A 17,241-nucleotide genomic window follows, 5' to 3' on the forward strand; every position below is an offset into this window, starting at 1 on the left:
TATTTATCCTCTAATTTGATCTGGTCGCTGTTCAAGACGGTCCAATAGGGCTTTACTAGTACCATAAAAGTGCCCAATTAAGAGGATAGCTATGCCACATCAACCATTATTAACGACTCACCGATTGCTCTTGCGCCCACTTCAGCTTTCTGACGCCAAGCGAGTTCAAGCCCTTGCCGGTGATGAACAAATTGCAAATGGAACACTGAATATCCCCCACCCTTATACCGATGGTGTTGCGGGTCAGTGGATAGGTAAGCACCTTGCTGGTTGGCACAAAGGACAATCGGCAATCTACGCAATTACCTTGAAGTCATCCCAACAGTTGATAGGTTGTATCGGCCTACACAACATCCAAGACAACAAAGCGCAACTAGGATATTGGATTGGTGTGCCCTACTGGGGCCAGGGATTCTGTACAGAGGCGGCTGAGAGAATTGTTGAGTTCGGCTTCAAGCGCCTTAAGCTGGATATTATCTATGGACAGCATTTCAGCCGTGAAACAAATCCAGGTAAAGTGATGCAGAAAATTGGTATGAAACATATCATGACCAAGAATGATGCAGTAAGGGTAAACATGCTTACCGAAAACATGGAGTACTACGAAATGAAGTGCCCAGAAGCACTTCCCGTTAGCTAGTTACTGACAGATTACCCATCTGTTATTCCTTAAGCCTTGCCATTTGGTACACATCCACATATTCGCCATTGCGCAAGGCATAGTTACGTGAAGTCCCCTCAATAACAAAGCCCAGCTTTTCATAGAGCGCAATGGCAGCGATGTTATCTGTATACACGGTCAATTCAATGCGAGTGACACCAATCCAGTTCTCTGCCAAGTCAACCAGCTCTGTTAGCAGCGCCGTTCCGATCCCTTTTCCTTGATAGTCATCGTGAACTGCCATCCCAAAACCCGCCACATGTCTTCGACGAGGGTTTTGTTCAACAGCGAAACCAGCCTGCCCAACCACTTTACCGTCAAGCTCAGCAAGCAAGCTGTAAACATTAGAAGGTAGGCTTTCGATACGCTGTTTCCATAGCTCCAGTGATGGGTGAGGCAGCTGCAATGTTCCGCTGTAAGCATTGCGCCCAGCATAAATTTCTCGAATAGCTGGGATATCTTCTTTCTCGACATGCCTGATAATGATCGACATTGGCTTCCTCCTTGTGTTTTAAACCCAACCTTTAAAACAACATATAAACCGATTAAAAACAATTATTTATTGGAGCAAATCATCACCTACCCCGGAACATCCCTTTATAAAATCCGCTAAAAATAAGTTTATTTTATAATTGAATTATTTCGCTGATCCATTCCTTATCTGCGTCAGTATAAGGAAATTGTGTAGTGTGATGGAATTGCGGTAAATAATCGATTTTGTTTGTTTTTTCTTTACATGTCATAGCCATAGATTAAAACAACATAAAATTTGTGCCTTTAACTGCAATCCAATAGCTATACTGAAAATGAGGCAAATGGGCTCGTTCACTTAAGCGATACAAACTAAGTTTTGCGAACAGTTCCGTTTAATGCTCAAAGGAAAAAAAGTTTTACTGTTAACGCACTGAATTTTAAGTGAATACAAAAAAACAATAAAATTGATGAAAGATACGATTTATAGGCGGGTCTTATAGGTTGAACGTGAACTTAGTCACAAACATAAGTACACAAACAACAATATGGCCGAAGCCATAGATAACGAGGTGAAGATTATGTCTAGCTTGAAAGTACTAACTGCAACCGCTGTGCTCGTAATGTCTTCTTCAGCCTTTGCTGATATCCGTGTGGCAGACACCCACAACGGTGCATGGGTAACCGTAACTGAAAATGGTCAGCCAGCTGCTAACGCTACCGTTTCTGTTGCCAACGTACCTCAACAACGTCAAAGCTACAAAACTGACGCAAACGGTCGAGTTTTCATTCCATTGACACTAGAAAACTCTCGCTCAATCAAATACAAAGCAACTACTGAGGGTGGTAAACAATCATCACGCTTCGCTTTCCACTCTACTAACAAATAGTTGATGAACGCCTGACATGCAAAAGCCCTCTTCGGAGGGCTTTTACTTTTGTGACCTACCGCCCAAAAATTCATACTCCCTCCTAGCGGGCCCGGTCTTCTTTCCAATTGAGATCTCTTGCCAATACAAAAGCTAGCCCTAAAACTTGGAGGAACAGTGCTAGGTTTCTAAGCCGCGAAATGGCTTTCATTTTCTCGGCGTTGTCATCAATGAAGACTTGGTTTTCCAAATACAGGTCGTTAATTTTTTCTCGCTGGCTAGCTTGTACCCCATCTAAAGCTTCCATGAGTTCTGGCACTTTCTCAATATTGAGATCTAACGGGGTATCCGGTAGCCAATAACCAATATCGTGTTGTATTTGCGCTGCGATCTCTTCAGGTAGAGCTGACTGCATCATCTCGGCTGCGTTAAGTATCACCAGTGTGTGCTCTCGCTTTCGCTCTACGGTCTCAACTTGCTGCCAAATTAGCTGAATCAGCTTTTCATTGCTTTGTTGGCGCTGATTGATGTCATTAGACTGTCGGGTTAAGTCATCGATATAGAAGTTAGTAATCAAGGCCGAAACGATATTGAGTAACAAACCTACTGCTACCAAAGTCCAAGTCGGTACCTGCCATTTTATTGAAGAAATCTGTCCCATTTATTCTTCCATTTTCTCAGCATAGAAATGTGACCCTTAATAATTATGGCAAACTTTTTTGCACTTTTATGTCGTTAAAATAAAACCACTATTTCTCAATAAGACAATAAATTACATAGTTTTATTTTAATTTGATGACTGATACTCCCTTTGTCTATCTTTAAGTTTCAGGTTGTCGAAAATAACTGAAAAGGAAAGCGATTCAATGGATAAGGTTCCAACATTTGCGACTCGTACCATTGCACTTACTGGCGATGATATCGAACACAAACGCCATGAACTCAAACTCGCTTTTAATCACACTTGGGAGCTTTATGAATCCCTTTTTAGTGTGGTTAATAATGACAATGCTTATTTTGTCAAAGCCGAACCCCTACGCCACCCCTTAATTTTTTACTTCGGCCATACAGCCACCTTCTACATCAACAAGCTTAAGTTGGGAAAATACATCGACCAGCGCATCAACCCTCACTTTGAATCCATGTTTGCTATCGGGGTTGATGAAATGTCTTGGGATGATCTCGATGAAACCCATTATCAATGGCCATCTGTTGCCGAGGTTCAACAATACCGAAATGATGTGAAGGATTTGGTCAATAAAGTCATTGATGAACTCCCACTCACCCTCCCAATAAATGACAACGACCCAGCCTGGGTCATTCTGATGGGGATTGAACACGAAAGAATCCATCTTGAAACATCTTCAGTCATCATTCGCCAATTGCCTCTTGGTGATGTAACTCCATCACCATTATGGCCTTCATGCCCAGACATGCATACTGCCCCGGAAAATCGACTGCTAAGTGTCTCTGGAGGGCATGTAACACTCGGTAAAACTGAAGAAGAAAACACCTATGGTTGGGACAACGAATATGGCAGCCAATCGTATCAAGTCGCTGGCTTCAAAGCGTCAAAGTATCTAGTTTCAAACCAAGAGTACCTTGCTTTTGTCAAAGCGGATGGTTATCGCCATCTACGCTATTGGGATGATGAAGGCAAAGCATGGCTCGCTTATACCCAAGCAACGATGCCCCGGTTCTGGCGAAAAAAAGACGGACAATGGTTTCAGCGTAACCTCACCGCTGAAACGCCTTTACCCCTTAATTGGCCTGTCGAGGTTAACCAGTTAGAGGCAAAAGCATTTTGTAATTGGAAAGCGGAACAGGAGCAACTCTCTATCCGGTTGCTTACAGAAGCTGAATGGTATTTGCTCAGGCAGAATATCGACTCTGACTCACCACAATGGGATGAAGCCCCCGGCAATATTGAGCTTGGCTATTATGCCTCATCCTGCCCGGTCGACCGGTTTGAGCATGAAGGCTTCTGTGACATCATCGGCAACGTTTGGCAATGGACTGAAACCAGTATTGATGGCTTTCAAGGGTTTAGGGTTCATCCACTCTATGATGACTTCTCAACCCCTACATTTGATGGCAAGCACAACCTGATAAAAGGCGGGTCTTGGATCTCAACCGGCAATGAATCTATTAAGGCCTCGCGCTATGCCTTCCGGCGCCATTTCTATCAACATGCAGGGTTTAGGTATGTTGAATCCCATCAAGCCCCTGAAACTATGGCTAGCTTAAATGTCTACGAGACCGATGAGCTCATTTCTCAATACTTAGAATTCCACTATGGCAACGAGTATTTTTCTGTCCCCAACTTCTGTACCCATGGTGTAAAAGCCTGTTTGCAAGAAATTCAATTAACCCATCACCACCGTGCCTTGGATATTGGCTGCTCAGTCGGGCGGGCTTCTTTCGAACTAGCCAAAGTATTTGATCATGTCGATGGTATCGACTTTTCTGCACGCTTCATTCAACAAGCCTATTCGCTTACTGAACAGGGAGAAAAGCGTTACACCATCAGGACAGAAGGTGATTTGGTCGAGTTTAAGTGTGTGACCTTGGCTGAGTTGGGTTATCAGCACCTCACTGGCAAAATCAATTTTGTCCAAGGGGATGCCTGCAACCTAAAACCTCAATTTAGCCACTATGACTTAATATATGCATCAAACCTGATTGATCGCCTCGGCAACCCCAAGCAGTTTCTAAATAGCATCCACCAGCGGCTCAATCCTGGCGGATACCTTGTTATCGCTTCACCCTACACCTGGCTGGAGGAATACACCAATAAAGAAAACTGGCTTGGAGGGATTAAAGTCAACGGTGAAAACTTCACAACCTTAGACGGGCTGACCGAGACCCTTATTTCCCACTTTGAGCTCATCGCCGTAAAAGAAATCCCATTCGTGATCAGGGAAACCAAGCGCAAGTTCCAGCATTCGGTTTCTGAAATGACGATTTGGCGAAAACGAGACAGTAACCATTAATCTAGTCTCTTGTCCCGGTACCTCTTGAGGTACTGGGGCAATAACACGTTAATATACGGTCAACTTACTGATCAGCAACTTGCAGTCACTTGGGTATATGCTATGTTGTGCGCTTCAAATACTCATCATAGTAATATCAGCAGTGAAAACCCCTTGCGTAGCAAAATGTAAAAACAATGAAGGTATCTGTAGTGGATGCCACCGAACAATGTCTGAACTAACGGCGTGGCGTACCATGAGTGATTCTGAACAAGAACAAAAAATCCAACAGATCCAAGGACAACACTCCACACACACTTGCAGCCAATGTGGTCAACCGGCGTATTGTGAGATCAGTGCAGGCAAAGAGACTTGTTGGTGTTTTGAATTAACCAAACGTGATACCTCCGGTATTCCGTCTGGTACCTGTCTATGCCGCCATTGCCTAGAGAAGCTTCCTCTGCTATAAAACCCACATAAAAACAACACCATAAACACAAGCTTGTTTTTATTGAACAGTGTATTATAATTCACCCTATCTAAAACGGCGCACTAAGATGACTGCAGTAAGAGTACTCCTTCTGGTTTCTGTTTTGTTCCCATTGCGAGTAACAGCGAGCAATGCATTGCCAGACAACGAGCAAATATGCTTGAAGAAAATGGAAACCTTACTCAGCCAACAGCAAATTCTGTTTAGTGATAGTCAGTCAACACCTGAAACTCGCCGCATGGCAGAAAGGGCTATAGATGCCAGTCGCGAAGCGTTCGCAGATCATGGCAGTTATTGTGATGCCCAGCGGGCATTGCAAAAGTTTGATCAGGATAAACAAAGTGGCTTCCACTACAAGCAAGGGGAAGTTAACTTTTTTGGCCGTGGTCACTATTGATGTTTCTAGATAACTGGTTGGTAGTGCTACTATTATTCAAAACAACTATTGATCAGGCTATCGTTGACTTAAGCCCTTACACGGCAAACCTCTGAGGTAATGTATATGAAAAAGTGGCTACTTATTTTGGCTCCCCTGTTCTTTCTACTCACAGGCTGTGATGCTGAACTAGAACAAGGCTTTTCAGCCAAAAACCTACAACAAAGTTGGGTATTAACTAAGGTCGACGGTAAAGAGATCACCATTACGGAACCTCGAATTGTCCCGGGCATGGCCGTTGATGCTGACTTAAAAGTCTCAGGGTTTGGTGGCTGTAACCGATTCTTCGGCCAAATTGAATTAGCGGACAGCAATCGGATCCGCCTCACTGGCATGGGCTCAACTAAAATGGCTTGTATCCAAGATGATCAGGCAACCGTTGAAGCCGTCATGACTCAGTCTCTTCAAGAGTGGAACAATGCTGCCTTAGAAAACAATATCTTAACCTTAACTTCAGAGCAGCACATTTTGACCTTCACCCCTGAAGAAATTGCCACGGAAGATAGCCAGTAAATTCGGCACATCCCATCACTTTCATGCGCAGCCGTTTGGCTGCGCTTTATTTTCCAAGGACCGGTTCACAGAACCAAGTTGTGTTTCGTTATGAAAATAAACAAACGACAAGCCAAAACCCTCAACGAGGCCATTTCCCAATGGGAAAAAGATAAACGGATCAATGCCGATACCGCAGAATCCTTACGCAATAGCTATGAGGTCGTTGGTTTTGATTGGAAATTGCTGGCTGTCTATTCTTTTTGGATCGCCATTACCTGCTTTGTCATTTCTATTGGCGTGTTATTGGCAGACGACTATCTTATGGCATTACTGGCAAGCCTCATTGATACGCCAGCCAGTGTTTTATCGGTCGTAAGTGCTGGGTTAGCTATCGCCTCCTTCGCTTTTGGCGTGAAGCGTCGACGTCGTTACCCCGAAAAATATTTCAGCAATGAAGCCATGTATTTCTTTGGCGTTTTATGGACAGCGGTATCTATTGGCTTCCTAAGGGAGACAGCACTGTTTGCTGACACCCATATAGCTTTCTTCTTGCTCGCTTTAACACTCATCTACGGTGTTATTGGTTTCCGACTCTCCAGTATGCTGATTTGGATTTTCGCATTGCTGAGCTTCGCAGCATGGGGATTGGAGCAATCGAGCTATTTTTCTGAGCCCTCAGACTACTTCCTGGGCCTTAACATGGCTTGGCGGTTAGTGATCATTGGCTTGATTGTCTTGGCAACTGCGTGGTTTTTTGCCCAAAACAAAGGAAATAAAGCAGATATAGCTGCAGGTACACCCGTTGCAACTAACCGGTTTGCCTACCTGCAAGAGCCAACCCGTTTCATCGGATTGTTTTATTTACTATTTGCGCTTTGGTTGGTCTCCCTATTTGGCAATCATACTAATGCTGCAACCTGGTCGAAGGTGTCACAAGTCTCATTTTTACCTTGGGCGCTACTATCCGGATTAGTGTGTTTGGGCTTGCTCTACCACGGGATCAAACATGCTGACAAACTGACGCGCAGTTTTGGTATCACCTTCCTACTGATAAACCTCTACACCCGTTACTTTGAGTACTTCTGGGATGCAATGCACAAGACAGTATTCTTTGCCTTGCTAGCCCTTAGTTTCTGGCTGATTGGCACGCAAGCTGAAAAGCTCTGGCAGCTTAGCCATATCAAAGAAAATGAAGATGACTAACGGCAGCGCTTTGTCAAAATCTGGAGGGAAGCACTCGCTTCCCTCCATCTAGCAACCTATCAATTAACATCAAACTGAGCCAGATACGCTTTTGCTTCTGGCTTACCCATATACTTCCCTAAGGTTTTTACAGCCACATCTCGTAAATCCACCACGATCAACCCATCAAGGGCGTCATTGAAATCGGCATCAACATTAAAACACACTAATTTGCCATTCAAACCGAGGTATTGCCTAAGTAATACAGGTACGCCTTTACCTCCTTCCAGACGGGAAATTACCTTAGAGAGCAATTGAATATCCGCCAACGACGAAAGCATCTCTCTTTGCCAAAATGAAGGCTCTTTGGGGATCAATGGGTTACTCGGCGATACTAACTCGGCACTTTGGCTATCATAATGGTGCACGGCCATACTTTCAGCGAGAAGATACCGGGCTTCAGGGCTGTAATCATTGCTGATGCTAACAGGCCCAAACAAATGTGTGTAGCCAGAGTGGCGAGAGACAAACGTCGCAATGCCTTTCCATAACAGCAGTAAGGCACTTAAACTCTTTTGATACTCAGCCGCAATAACCGAGCGACCGAGTTCAATTGCATTTCCTTGTTGGCGAATAAAGCGCTCATCGTATTTAAACAGAGTCCGAGAATACAGCCCACTCACTCCCTGCTCTGCTAATATTTCATCCACTAAGCCAAGACGATAAGCACCTACCAAACATTGGTTTTCGCGATCCCAAACAAACAGGTGGTGGTAGTATTGGTCAAACTCATCAATGTCAGTGGCTTTGCCGGTACCTTCTCCAACCGCACGGAAATTCACCTCCCGGATCCGACCTAACTCAGCCATCAATGAAGGAATACGAGCAGCTTTCGTACAATAGACATCAAACTGCCCAGACGAAAGTAAATGCTCACTTTCATCCAACTGGCTAATCTCATTCGATAGTTTTTCCGGACCTACAGAAGATGCAATGGCTTCAGCGTCATCCAGAGAGTGAGCCAATATCGGTTTATGGGCACTCCTTAGCTGGCTCCCTAACAAATAGGTATTCAGTCGCAGATAATTAACCAGCTGTTTATGATCTTCAAACCCTTTGATTTCCTTGAAGCTTATTGCTTCACCAATGGCTAGGTTAATTTGTCTGTCACGCTTATTGAGCAACTCACGCCCTAACATCAGTGTTCTTAGCAAGGGATGGATCCTGCCTGCCATATAAAACTTTCGGCTGTTCTTGCCATCAATATACACGGGTATTGTCGTCGCTTTGTTTTTACTGATTAACCGGCTAACAGAGTGGCTCCAGTCTTTATCGGTAATACTTCGCGTTTTATGATCATAAGCCGACACTTCTCCCGCCGGAAAGATCAATAGTAACCCACCGTTAGCGAGATGTTTGTTCGCTTCCCTTAACGCTTTCACATTGGCCTTAACGGCTTGAGGCCCCTCAAACACATCAACCCCAATGAACAACTCATCCAACTCCGGGACGGTTTTCAAGTAATGATTAGCAAGTATCTTGATGTCTTTGCGAACTGAGCGTAGTAGTTCTGCCAAGATAACCCCTTCAACACAACCCAGTGGATGGTTAGCCACCACAACCGTTGCCCCCATCGCGGGCACTTGAGCGAGGGAGCCCTGCTTAATCGAATATTGAATACCTAACGTATCCAAGGCATAACGGAGAAAAGCAGACACATCGCCACCTATTGGGCGAGCAGCATAAAAATTATCCAGCTTTTTTAACCCTGTCGCCCACTCAGTAACATGTTCCCCAACACCGAATGGCGTCTTTCGAGGAAGACGGAAAGGACTTGTCACTTCCATGTTTTTACCTGTTTATTCATTCAACCAGTGAATGAAAATTATGAAACAGCCAGATGACCGAACCGTTTCACTTTTACGGCAAAATAATGAGCGAAATACGACGATATGATGAAGCACAAACTTGCCTGTTACATTAGCGAGAAATTCAACTTCATCACCGAGGAAATAGAAATTAGCGCCAAGTTGCTGCTATCATGATGAAAAATGATGGAGAAATAATAATGAAATCAAAAATACTGCTAGCAGGTCTGCTTGCCGCAACCACAGCGCTGAGTGGTTGTTCGGATGATGAAGTTGGTGACGTAAGCCTAGGCATGTTCACCATGAAGGATATCAAAATCGGCCATTTGAAAGATGACGTTGTTACCGGTGTAACCTGTCATATTGCTTCTATAGAAGCAAACTTGAGCCTTGCCGATCCGAGTGACAGTTCTATTTCTTGCCGTCAGACCGGTGACATTACTCCAGAGATGATCGCACAGATAGATAAGTCTAAATCTGGCGAAGTGGTCTTCAAAAAGTCAAAAAGCATCTTCTTCAAGACGATGAAAGTCCGTCGTATCTATGACGCTGAAAACCAGACGCTGCTGTATCTGTCATACACAACCAAAGAAACTGAAGGTAGCTTCAAGCACAGCCTGTCTACCGTACCTCTTTGGGGAACAAAAGCCTATCAGGCGCCTACACCAGCAGAGTAACCCTTATTCGGAGGGGGAATTCCCCCCTTCGTCTCCTCAGAATAAAAAGAATCAAAGAGTGGATTGTACATAAAGACATATCTGCTATTGATATATCAATTAATATTGTTAGCGTTCTTCGATTATAAATACACTCTAAATCGAGCCTTTCCTAATTATCCCTATGAATAGATCAAACTCCATCCACTTTCATTTTAAAGTAAAATTTCACTTTTAATTTCAACTAAAGGTACAAGCAAAGATTACAAAAGGTAAGAAAATATAAACAGCAATATTCCCTCATCACATAATTAACAGCTAAAACCATTTACACAAGCAATAATTAACACAGATCAATAATTAACCATTATTTATTCATATAAAGTAGCCTCCACAAAAAGAATTAATTCATCTTAAATGAAAAATCAAAAGGAAGCTCAATATGAAAAACACAACAATTGCTCTTGCTCTTTCGGCCAGCCTGTCCCTACCTGTTATTGCTGATGACAATGAAAGCACGATAATTGATGGGTTGGACTTCGGACCACTCGCTCAACTGGTTGGTACCTGGATTTCAGCGGATGCCGGTGGTGTTGATATTGCACCCGCGCAAAAAGACTTGGATGTTGCGGCAGGTACTCCAGCTGTCACGCCTTTCTATGAAACCATCACATTCGAGGTCGCTGCTGATGCTACTAATGCCAGTGACCAATACCTTGTCGCACTCTATTACAAGCAGGAAGTATTCCGTAAAGCGGATGATTCAAAGTTCCATGACCAGCGAGGATACTTTGTTTATGACAAAGCTAACCAGAAGGTTTATAACTCATTCTGTGTACCGAGAAATACCTGTGTAACTGCAGAAGGTGCAGCAGGAAACCAAATGACACTGGTTGCCTCAGATCGCGGAATTGCTGAGTCAAACTATATGACAGAAAATGCTACTACTACCGATTTTACGATGAGTATTCAAGTTGAAGATGACAAGATGACATATTCACAGACGACCTTATTAGATATTTACGGTCAGTCTGTTTCCCATACTGATTCTAGTATTTTGGTAAAAGTAGAATAAACGTATTAACGGATAATTAAAAAAGAGTGATGCTGTAATATGGCATCACTCTTTTTATTTATAATTTAACAGCCTGCTTACTCTGGCGTTTAACCCTCAGCATTAACCTTACCGCAATGGCGCCATATATAAGGGCTTGTAGCCACAATTGCCCCCATAAAGATAGGATTTGATCAAAGCCAGCCCCCATTTGGTTTAGGCGTAAAAAAGCATTAATCGCTGGCGTTGAAGGCGCTAACTGAGCAAGCCATGTCACAGGTGTAGGGATCATCTCTACCGGCCAAATAAACCCCGCTGAAAAAACGAGTGGCAGCGAGCTTAACAAGACCACGACCGTTGCCAATTCCCTTCTCGGGATCAACTGCCCCAAAATCATGCCAAGAAAAATCACCGATAGTAGAAATGGCACCGTAACCAACATGAGATCCTGTATCGAGGCGAGTCGGCTAATGTTGTAATAACTGAAGCTAAAGCCAAAGTAATACATAACCAGTGGCAGGTAGATAAGGGTAAAAACAATACCGCGCACCACAACAACACGCCTTGCCGGATAATGCAGCCAATAGCCACTTTCCCCGGCGCGGAGATACTCATTCTGGCCACCACCGAGCAAACCAACGGCAATAAGCAGTGTTTGATGCAGAATCAGGACAAATACAGCCGGTACGACATAATTTACGTAACCCATTGTTGGGTTAAAGACTGGCTGAGCGTTCAGTTTTATCGCCGTGTATTGCTCAGTAGCCAAAGCTATATCGCCGCCAGCGGAGACCATTCTAGCGACTTTGACCTCAGCCCCTAACGTACCCGCAGCGGTCGCTATCCCTTCAGCAATAGTGCCGTACACCAAAAAATAAGCGGCATCGCCGCCGTAGGCTAAGGTCGGGCTTTTTCCAAGTAAGACGTCTCGTTGGAAATCTTTGGGGATCACCAGTAACCCTTGCACCTTGCCTTGGTTCACGAGCGCTTTAGCCGCATCCACGGACTCAGCCCTTGCAGCAATCACCACCTCAGGAGTAGCATCAACCATACGTTCGAGCTTGCGCCCTAGCGCAGACTGATCAAGGTTTACTACCACAATTTGTTGTTCCCTTGGCAACTGGTTGGTATAAGGCAACGGGTAGAGGAACGAATAAATCAGCACCCCACCAAACACGGTAAAAAGGATCGATGGGTTGGTAAAAATCGCTTTTAGCTCAAATTGGAATAGCGAGCGCCAACTCATACTCTCACCTCTTCTACTTTACTCAACCGAGTCACACGCCCCGCGGCCAGCAGCCAAGTGATCAGAAAAGCAATTAAGCAAAGCAGCTGTGGAGTTGCCTGCTGAAAAGTCATTCCGTGGTTCACTTGATGTAACTGGACATCCAAATAATGGGTTGCCGGTAACATTGCACGCCACACTAGGGCAAAATTAGGCATGTCTGTTGCTGGGAATGTCACACCAACAAAAGCAAATGCGGGCGCGGTAAAGCCTGCAGCTAAGCTCATTGCCTTGGTCGCATCAAGCGTGAACAAGTACAAGACACATGCAACACCTTGGCAAGCCAATACCATCAGAAACTGGGCAAACAACAAAATCCACCACTGGCCGTGCATTGGCCAATTCAACGCACCATACAAAACAGTGATAAAAATAAGACCTTGTATGAAAAACAGTAAGGTATACGGCATAAGCTTAATGATAAGGTGACGCGTTGGTGCGTTTCCTAACCACGCCTTGAGCCCACCCTTTCGCTGCTCAGCAGACAACGCAATGATGGTCGTGATAACAATCGCAATTTGCCATATCGCTGGAATCGTCGCTGATACCAAGAACTGGCCATAATGACTATTGCTGTTATATAACGGCGTAATTTGGTTCCTAACCGGGACGGCTAACCCCAATGCTTGCTGGGGTACCCGACTGCCGGAGGCCATGTTTCTCAAGGTATCGATTTGTGCATTGAGCGTCCCTTGGGCTTGTACCACTGCCGATTTCACCGACTTGCCAATAAGAACAAACTGGCTGTTATAGAAAACTGTCGCTGTTGGTGATTTCCCTAGCTTAGTGTCTTGTTCTAAATTCGTTGGGATCACTACCAACGCATAGATATCTCCCCCCTTAAGAGCGTGGGAGCCTTCGGCCACCGATGGGTAATAGTTAGCCACCGCCAAGGTCGGGTTGGCATCATAATACCGGACCAACTGGCGTGATAATTGGCTATGGTCTAAATCAACGACGCCAACGGGTAAATCCCTTGCAATGCCTGAAGAGAATATTGCCCAAATGATGGCAAACAGCATCAATGGCAACCATGTCGTCAACGATAATAGCCAGCGCTCTTCGCGGATCAACCGCCATTCTCGTGCGAGTTGGATCTTCATTCGCTGACAATCACACTCATGCCGACACGAAGCCCTGTAATCGGAGCAACCGGACGGGCTTCCACTTCAAAGGTACGCATATCAAACCCTTGGGCGGGATCCGTAGTTCGCCAAGTTGCAAAATCCCCCATCACAGCGACATGTGTCACTTTGAAGGTATAGCTTTCATCACCTAGCGACGGAATCATCGCCTCAAATTGTTTGCCCTGTGGGTAGTTTTTTAGGTTATCTTCACGGATATTGAACAACGCCCATGCGTCTTCCATATCGACCACGCTGACGACAGGGAAACCTTGTGGAGCAAGCTCACCTTCGTGCAGTAACACCTGACTGACTTCACCATCAAACCAGCTAGAGATCTGGGTGTCAGCGGCATAAGCTTCGACTTCAGCAACCGCTCCGGAAGCCATACGAGCTTTTTCAGCAGCGGCACGTTTTGTTTCTACGCGCGCACCTTCTTTGGCCATGGTATACATCTGGTAGGCGGCTTGTTCGGTATAACGTGCTGCCTGCCATTGGGTATAGGCTTCATCGCGTTTTTGCTCGGCCATCACCCCTTCTTTGTATAGGTTGTCGACCCTGCGATAGGTCTTTTGCATCAGGGCTGAGGCCGCTTTGGCTTTTTGCCACTGATCTTGTGCAGCGGCGATCTCTTGCTCCCGAGCCCCTTTTTCCGCCTGCTGAGACATAGCATCGGCTGCCTGCTCACCAGCTCGTGCCTGCTCGAGTTTGGCATCAATTTCTGGGCTAGAAAGCGTGAAAATCAAATCACCTTTTTCTACCATGTCGCCTTTGCGGACCAGCACTTGTTGTATCCGACCTGGCACCTTGGAAGAAATATTGTAATGTTGGGCTTCAACCTGCCCTTGTAGCCGTATTGGCTGAGGCTGATAGGCCGACCAAAACTGATAGCCCAGCCATCCAACCACAGCAGTGACCGAGACCGCAGCAGCGATCACCTTCGTACTTGATTTGCCGTTTCTCATGACTGAACCTCTAAACCTTGATATTGCTGATATTGTTTAAAATTATTAATTTCACTACTGACCGCCAACAAGCGAGTTAGCGAGATGACATATTGATAGGCTGCCGCTGCCCGCTGTGTTTTCACACTTGCCAGGTATAGTTCGGCATCAACCACATCCAAGGATGTCGACAAACCTTGGCTAAATGCTTTTTCTCGTAAACTGACATTCTCTTTTGCTAAATCCAAACTGGAAGCCAGTCCGTTATATTCTTCCAATGACTGCATTGCCTCGCGGTAGGTTTTTTCAACCAATACCGTCAGATCCTGTTCGGCTTGTGCCCGTAGGTAGTTAACTTGGGTAACGGCACTGTGCGCGGCCTTTACTTTTCCCGAACGACCAGAGCTATCGAGTAATGGAATATTAACGCCTACACCCACGGCCCAATCCGGCGCTGTTTTCGCTGCTAGCGTGTCGTCCTCGTGCAAGTTGTAGTTACCGTATAGGTACACCTCTGGGTAGTATTTACCCTTTTCAGCCGCCATCAGGCCCTGCGCCTGTTTCTTCTTGGCATCAAGAATTTGCAAGCCGGGGTAGCCTGCCAAGGTTTTGTCTATAAACGCCGATAGAGGTGGCAATGACTCATTCACAAACAACGAAGAGGTCGGCACAGCAGGTGAATTAACTTTCAGAAGTTTGGTCAACGCAACCTGAGCAATTTCCATATCTCGCTGGGCTTTCTGCCGCTCTACCCGCGCTTTATCGTAAGAGGCTTGTGCCTGCAGGCGTTCAACTTTGGCAATTTGCCCTTGCTGCTCTAGTTTTTGGGCCCGCTCAAAGTGCTTTTTAAGGCCATTTTCAACCTCGATACGTGTATCCAGAACCGTTTGAGTAAGCGCAACACCAAAATAGAATTTGGAAAGGTCTTCAAAGGTGACTTGCTGCTTCATCGCTAACAAATGGGTAGCTTCTTCTGTCTGACCTTTAGCGATATCCTGGGCAGCACTAATACGGCCACCGGTAAAAATTGGCCACACCGCACGGATAGAACTGGTAAAGACCTCTCGTTTGGTCAACTGGGAGGTAAATAACTGGTCAACAATAGGTAGGGAAGGCACAACAGAGCCAATCGGCATGCTATCAATAAGATCAGAGGGCTTGATTTCAACGGGTTTATCAAGCCGGGTATATTTGGCTGTCGCACTAATGGATGGTAAGTACAAATCCCTTGCAGCATCTTGCATATTTTCTGAGCGTTCAATATTGGCACGCTCGGCTGCCAGGCCATCATTCTGGCTTAACACCGCCTGCCAGGCATCCAAAAAACTGACAGTGTGTTGCGCCTTAACTGGCGTGGTGTCGGAAAATACCGGATTGAGCGAGCTATTCCCTTCTAGAGTATTAGCCCCTGCCGACATCGGTACAACCGTCATTGCCCAGCAGGTGAGCACCGCAACTGGCGTCATTCTCATTGTGAAGTTACCTATATGCCTGTTTTCGTAGCTTGAATCGCCAATTTTAGAGTAATAACTCTAAAAATCAATAACCGTGATGCAAGTCACGCAAATTACAGGGAGTCACAGGCTAGCAATAGGGTCTTCTAGGGCTCATCATTCAAACTCAAGATGATTTTCTGGTAAACCTTCGGGGTAAGACCGCTAATGCGCTTGAAGGAGCGGGAAAAGTGGGCAATGTTGGAGTAGCCCAGCTGGTTGGCAATATGGGTGAGGGACAACTGCTCGCCCATCATATCTACCGCTACTGTGTAGAGGAGGTTATCTTTTATCCGCCTGAAACTGGTGCGTTCTTCGGTCAACCTTCTCTGCAGTGTTCGCGGCGTCATGCTAAGAAGTTCCGCCGCTTCTTCAAGGGTAAGGTTATGCTCTCGGACATAGGGCAGTAATGAAGTAAAAACGCGGTCAGTAAAATTTGCATGCCAACTAACCAATGGCTTTTTCTCTTCAAATGCCTTGGGGCTAATTCTTAGCGGCAACGCCAACACTTCGTCATCAATAAGCCATTCCACCCGCTCATTAGCAACAAAATACTGGATCGAATTGCCCAGAATCGATTGATATACATCCGCACAGTCTGATTGGATTTTAATCTGAGTAGGTAGCCAGTCTCTCTGAGTCAGTACACTAATAAATTCCACTGCATAAAGCACAGCCCAAATTTCAGACCATAAGAATAAAGCACTTTCATCAACTTTACGTTTGCACCAATACCAGGTTCTGCCATGGCTGGTTTCCAGGCCAACATTGGCAACAGTGGAATCATAAAGAAATACGGCCTGACTAAGCTCTAAAGCCTCCTTAACGGTTTTGCATTGCGAAAATTCCCCTATAAGGCGCGGGATGGCTTTGCGCCTGATAGCAGTTCGCAAAATATCACCAAACTGAGTGATCCCTAACTGGTTCGCCAATAGGTATATCAGCTTTTTCATTGGCTCTTGGGGTAAGAACTCCTGGTCAAGATCAAACAGATCTGGCGGAAGCCCTGAGTCTTTAATGGCTTGGTGAGGGTCATGGTTATACTCGTAGAAAATCTCTACCAGTACCCGTGCGTAGCCTGACTTAATTAAAGGAACAACAGGATCTTTGCTACTACTCATATGCTGGATTCATCTGGACCTACTCTAACTTTTAAGGGTAGAGCGGCGCTGCAATATGGCAAATGCTGAGGCGAAGGGGAGAGCAAGTAAGAAGGGAGGCACTTAAAAAAGATAAAGTAG

17 protein-coding genes are annotated in these 17,241 nt (G+C 45.3%); 9 read left to right on the forward strand and 8 right to left on the reverse strand.

The features are described from left to right. The first annotated feature begins 91 nt into the window (after positions 1-91). Positions 92-640, forward strand: coding sequence for a GNAT family N-acetyltransferase (locus tag C9J01_RS19895; protein ID WP_107299891.1), 549 nt, complete (start codon positions 92-94; stop codon positions 638-640). A gap of 22 nt (positions 641-662) precedes the next feature. Here C9J01_RS19895 and C9J01_RS19900 read toward each other — a convergent pair whose 3' ends face one another. Further along, positions 663-1,154 (reverse strand): GNAT family N-acetyltransferase, encoded by a 492-nt coding sequence (locus C9J01_RS19900; protein ID WP_107299892.1) that lies wholly within the window; start codon positions 1,152-1,154, stop codon positions 663-665. Between the two features lie 559 nt (positions 1,155-1,713). Between C9J01_RS19900 and C9J01_RS19905 the strand changes: the two genes are divergently transcribed. Continuing rightward, the gene (locus C9J01_RS19905; protein ID WP_107299956.1) at positions 1,714-2,022 is read left to right on the forward strand and encodes a hypothetical protein; all 309 of its coding nucleotides are present in this window, start codon (positions 1,714-1,716) and stop codon (positions 2,020-2,022) included. Positions 2,023-2,104: 82 nt separating this feature from the next. Here C9J01_RS19905 and C9J01_RS19910 read toward each other — a convergent pair whose 3' ends face one another. Further along, positions 2,105-2,662, reverse strand: a complete 558-nt coding sequence (locus C9J01_RS19910; protein WP_107299893.1) for a hypothetical protein — start codon at positions 2,660-2,662, stop codon at positions 2,105-2,107. 205 nt (positions 2,663-2,867) lie between these two features. Between C9J01_RS19910 and ovoA the strand changes: the two genes are divergently transcribed. The 5 genes from ovoA (at position 2,868) to C9J01_RS19935 (ending at position 7,597) form a co-directional block, all read left to right on the forward strand. Further along, complete coding sequence (gene ovoA, locus C9J01_RS19915) at positions 2,868-4,994, forward strand: 5-histidylcysteine sulfoxide synthase (RefSeq protein WP_107299894.1); 2,127 nt, start codon at positions 2,868-2,870, stop codon at positions 4,992-4,994. Positions 4,995-5,136: 142 nt separating this feature from the next. Continuing rightward, on the forward strand, positions 5,137-5,442 hold the full coding sequence (locus C9J01_RS19920; protein WP_107299895.1) for a DUF1289 domain-containing protein: 306 nt from the start codon (positions 5,137-5,139) through the stop codon (positions 5,440-5,442). 88 nt (positions 5,443-5,530) lie between these two features. After that, a complete protein-coding gene (locus C9J01_RS19925; RefSeq protein ID WP_107299896.1) occupies positions 5,531-5,860 on the forward strand; it encodes a hypothetical protein in 330 nt (109 codons plus the stop codon). Positions 5,861-5,965: 105 nt separating this feature from the next. Further along, entirely contained in the window at positions 5,966-6,412 is a 447-nt protein-coding gene (locus C9J01_RS19930) for an META domain-containing protein (RefSeq protein ID WP_107299897.1), read from the forward strand. Positions 6,413-6,502: 90 nt separating this feature from the next. Further along, a complete protein-coding gene (locus C9J01_RS19935) occupies positions 6,503-7,597 on the forward strand; it encodes a hypothetical protein (protein ID WP_107299898.1) in 1,095 nt (364 codons plus the stop codon). 59 nt (positions 7,598-7,656) lie between these two features. Here C9J01_RS19935 and C9J01_RS19940 read toward each other — a convergent pair whose 3' ends face one another. Continuing rightward, positions 7,657-9,423, reverse strand: coding sequence for a lysophospholipid acyltransferase family protein (locus C9J01_RS19940; protein WP_107299899.1), 1,767 nt, complete (start codon positions 9,421-9,423; stop codon positions 7,657-7,659). A 221-nt stretch (positions 9,424-9,644) separates the two neighbouring features. Between C9J01_RS19940 and C9J01_RS19945 the strand changes: the two genes are divergently transcribed. Both C9J01_RS19945 and C9J01_RS19950 read left to right on the forward strand, forming a co-directional pair. After that, positions 9,645-10,121: a CreA family protein gene (locus C9J01_RS19945; protein WP_107299900.1), complete on the forward strand. Its 477-nt coding sequence runs from the start codon at positions 9,645-9,647 to the stop codon at positions 10,119-10,121. A gap of 421 nt (positions 10,122-10,542) precedes the next feature. Continuing rightward, positions 10,543-11,175: a heme-binding beta-barrel domain-containing protein gene (locus tag C9J01_RS19950; protein WP_107299901.1), complete on the forward strand. Its 633-nt coding sequence runs from the start codon at positions 10,543-10,545 to the stop codon at positions 11,173-11,175. A gap of 58 nt (positions 11,176-11,233) precedes the next feature. Here the strand turns inward: C9J01_RS19950 and C9J01_RS19955 are convergent, their stop codons facing one another. From C9J01_RS19955 to C9J01_RS19975, 5 genes are all read right to left on the reverse strand, one after another. Beyond that, positions 11,234-12,400 (reverse strand): ABC transporter permease, encoded by a 1,167-nt coding sequence (locus C9J01_RS19955; RefSeq protein WP_107299902.1) that lies wholly within the window; start codon positions 12,398-12,400, stop codon positions 11,234-11,236. Next, positions 12,397-13,542: an ABC transporter permease gene (locus C9J01_RS19960; protein WP_107299903.1), complete on the reverse strand. Its 1,146-nt coding sequence runs from the start codon at positions 13,540-13,542 to the stop codon at positions 12,397-12,399. The genes C9J01_RS19955 and C9J01_RS19960 overlap by 4 nt, the downstream gene beginning before the upstream one ends. Then, on the reverse strand, positions 13,539-14,528 hold the full coding sequence (locus tag C9J01_RS19965; protein ID WP_107299904.1) for an HlyD family secretion protein: 990 nt from the start codon (positions 14,526-14,528) through the stop codon (positions 13,539-13,541). Before C9J01_RS19965 ends, C9J01_RS19960 begins: the two co-directional genes overlap by 4 nt. Next, entirely contained in the window at positions 14,525-15,979 is a 1,455-nt protein-coding gene (locus C9J01_RS19970; protein WP_107299905.1) for a TolC family protein, read from the reverse strand. The genes C9J01_RS19965 and C9J01_RS19970 overlap by 4 nt, the downstream gene beginning before the upstream one ends. Positions 15,980-16,107: 128 nt before the next feature. Then, positions 16,108-17,121: a helix-turn-helix transcriptional regulator gene (locus C9J01_RS19975; protein WP_107299906.1), complete on the reverse strand. Its 1,014-nt coding sequence runs from the start codon at positions 17,119-17,121 to the stop codon at positions 16,108-16,110. Between the last annotated feature and the right edge of the window lie 120 nt (positions 17,122-17,241).

Source organism: Photobacterium rosenbergii (genome assembly GCF_003026455.1).
Lineage (GTDB): Bacteria > Pseudomonadota > Gammaproteobacteria > Enterobacterales > Vibrionaceae > Photobacterium > Photobacterium rosenbergii.

Excerpts from the sequence above, each read along its gene's own strand:
- C9J01_RS19895 (WP_107299891.1), top strand. The coding sequence starts at position 92 with ATGCCACATCAACCATTATTAACGACTCACCGATTGCTCTTGCGCCCA.
- C9J01_RS19900 (WP_107299892.1), bottom strand. The coding sequence starts at position 1,154 with ATGTCGATCATTATCAGGCATGTCGAGAAAGAAGATATCCCAGCTATT.
- C9J01_RS19905 (WP_107299956.1), top strand. The coding sequence starts at position 1,714 with ATGTCTAGCTTGAAAGTACTAACTGCAACCGCTGTGCTCGTAATGTCT.
- C9J01_RS19910 (WP_107299893.1), bottom strand. The coding sequence starts at position 2,662 with ATGGGACAGATTTCTTCAATAAAATGGCAGGTACCGACTTGGACTTTG.
- ovoA (WP_107299894.1), top strand. The coding sequence starts at position 2,868 with ATGGATAAGGTTCCAACATTTGCGACTCGTACCATTGCACTTACTGGC.
- C9J01_RS19925 (WP_107299896.1), top strand. The coding sequence starts at position 5,531 with ATGACTGCAGTAAGAGTACTCCTTCTGGTTTCTGTTTTGTTCCCATTG.
- C9J01_RS19930 (WP_107299897.1), top strand. The coding sequence starts at position 5,966 with ATGAAAAAGTGGCTACTTATTTTGGCTCCCCTGTTCTTTCTACTCACA.
- C9J01_RS19935 (WP_107299898.1), top strand. The coding sequence starts at position 6,503 with ATGAAAATAAACAAACGACAAGCCAAAACCCTCAACGAGGCCATTTCC.
- C9J01_RS19940 (WP_107299899.1), bottom strand. The coding sequence starts at position 9,423 with ATGGAAGTGACAAGTCCTTTCCGTCTTCCTCGAAAGACGCCATTCGGT.
- C9J01_RS19945 (WP_107299900.1), top strand. The coding sequence starts at position 9,645 with ATGAAATCAAAAATACTGCTAGCAGGTCTGCTTGCCGCAACCACAGCG.
- C9J01_RS19950 (WP_107299901.1), top strand. The coding sequence starts at position 10,543 with ATGAAAAACACAACAATTGCTCTTGCTCTTTCGGCCAGCCTGTCCCTA.
- C9J01_RS19955 (WP_107299902.1), bottom strand. The coding sequence starts at position 12,400 with ATGAGTTGGCGCTCGCTATTCCAATTTGAGCTAAAAGCGATTTTTACC.
- C9J01_RS19960 (WP_107299903.1), bottom strand. The coding sequence starts at position 13,542 with ATGAAGATCCAACTCGCACGAGAATGGCGGTTGATCCGCGAAGAGCGC.
- C9J01_RS19965 (WP_107299904.1), bottom strand. The coding sequence starts at position 14,528 with ATGAGAAACGGCAAATCAAGTACGAAGGTGATCGCTGCTGCGGTCTCG.
- C9J01_RS19970 (WP_107299905.1), bottom strand. The coding sequence starts at position 15,979 with ATGAGAATGACGCCAGTTGCGGTGCTCACCTGCTGGGCAATGACGGTT.
- C9J01_RS19975 (WP_107299906.1), bottom strand. The coding sequence starts at position 17,121 with ATGAGTAGTAGCAAAGATCCTGTTGTTCCTTTAATTAAGTCAGGCTAC.